Raw genomic sequence first — 1,616 nt, forward strand, 5'->3', positions numbered from 1 at the left:
CATGCACAAACTGCCGCGGCTTGCGCTCGACCACACGGTTCAACCAAGGCGGCGAGACGTCAAAAATCTTCGCCAGATCCTTCACTTCAACCAAGGGCGCGCTCATGCGGCTGCTCCTTGAGTCGCGTTGTGCAGCCAGCAAGCCGCGCCGGTATCGCCGACGACCCTCAACTCGGGTCGCTCAGACCGGCAGCGCTCGAACACCTGCGGACAACGCGGGTTGTAGGCGCAGCCCTTTGGGATCGCATTCAGCCGGGGCATCGCGCCGTCGATCTGCAGCAGGCGCTCGCGGTCTTCGTCCATCGCGGGGATCGCGCCCATCAAGCCCGCCGTGTACGGGTGGGCCGGTTTGTGAATGACGCTGTGCACCGGCCCGATTTCGGCCACCCGGCCGGCATAGAGCACGGCCACACGGTCGCAGGTCTCGGCGATCACGCCCATATCGTGCGTCACCAGCATCACCGCCGCGCCTTGTTCTTTGCAAACGCGCTTGAGCAGCGCAATGATCTGCGCCTGGATGGACACATCGAGCGCCGTGGTCGGCTCGTCCGCCACGATCAGTTTGGGATTGCCCGCCAAGGCCAGCGCGATCACCACCCGTTGGCGCATGCCGCCGGAGAACTGATGCGGATACTGATCGATACGCGCCTCGGCCGCCGGAATACCGGTCTGCTCCAGCAACTCGATCGCCCGCTTGCGCGCCTGGGCTTGGCTCAGATTCAAGTGGGTGATGATGGTCTCGATCAGCTGGCGCCCGACCGTGTAAAGCGGATTCAGCGAGGTCAGCGGATCTTGAAAAATCGCGCCGATCTGGCGGCCGCGGATCTTGCGCATCTCGTCATAGGGCAGGTTGTCGATGCGCCGGCCTTCGAGCAGGATTTCGCCCGAGGCGATGCGCCCTGGTGGATCGAGCAAGCCGATGATGGCGGCACCGGTCAGCGACTTGCCGGCGCCGGACTCGCCCACCACGCCGAGGATTTCACCCGGCGCGATGTCGAAACTGATGTCATCCAGCGCCAGCAGCGTGCCATGGCGGGTAGGGAATTCAACCCGCAGATGGCGGACTTCTAAAAGTGCTTGGGTCATAGCGGAAAAGTAATGATTAGCGCAGGCGCGGATTGAGCGCGTCGCGCAGCCAGTCCCCCAGCAGGTTCACGCTGAGCGCAATCAGCACCAACATGGCGCCGGGCCAGATCGTGATCCACCATTCGCCGGAGAACAAAAAGTCATTGCCGACGCGGATCAAGGTGCCCAGCGAAGGGCTGGTCGGCGGCACACCGACACCTAGAAAGGACAGCGTCGCCTCGGTGATGATGGCGGCGGCCACCTGAATGGTGGCCAGCACCAGCACCGGCCCCAGCACATTGGGCAAGACATGGCGGCGCATGATGCGGCCGGGTGCCACGCCGATGACGCGCGCCGCCTGCACATACTCCTTGTTGCGCTCGACCATGGTCGTGCCGCGCACGGTGCGCGCGTACTGCACCCAGCCGGTCAGCTAAATCGCAAATATCAAAACCAGAAACGCCAGGCTGTCATGCGCGTTCGGGAACATCGCCCGGCCCACGCCGTCGATCAACATAGCGATCAGGATCGACGGGAAGGACAGCATTACT

The 1,616-nt window shown here is 63.7% G+C and carries 1 protein-coding gene and 2 pseudogenes; all 3 read right to left on the reverse strand.

Annotated elements, in window-relative coordinates:
• A pseudogene (locus RMO57_RS05380) lies at positions 1–106 on the reverse strand (ABC transporter ATP-binding protein); the annotation flags it as partial.
• Entirely contained in the window at positions 103–1,086 is a 984-nt protein-coding gene (locus RMO57_RS05385) for an ABC transporter ATP-binding protein (RefSeq protein WP_310384927.1), read from the reverse strand. The pseudogene RMO57_RS05380 and the gene RMO57_RS05385, both read right to left, overlap by 4 nt.
• Before the next feature lie 16 nt (positions 1,087–1,102).
• Positions 1,103–1,616: pseudogene (locus tag RMO57_RS05390) on the reverse strand (ABC transporter permease); the annotation flags it as partial.

The organism is Roseateles sp., assembly GCF_031397715.1.
Lineage (GTDB): Bacteria > Pseudomonadota > Gammaproteobacteria > Burkholderiales > Burkholderiaceae_C > Paucibacter_A.

What these genes read in the sequence shown, in the direction of transcription:
- RMO57_RS05385 (WP_310384927.1), bottom strand. Translation starts at nt 1,086, where the DNA reads ATGACCCAAGCACTTTTAGAAGTCCGCCATCTGCGGGTTGAATTCCCT.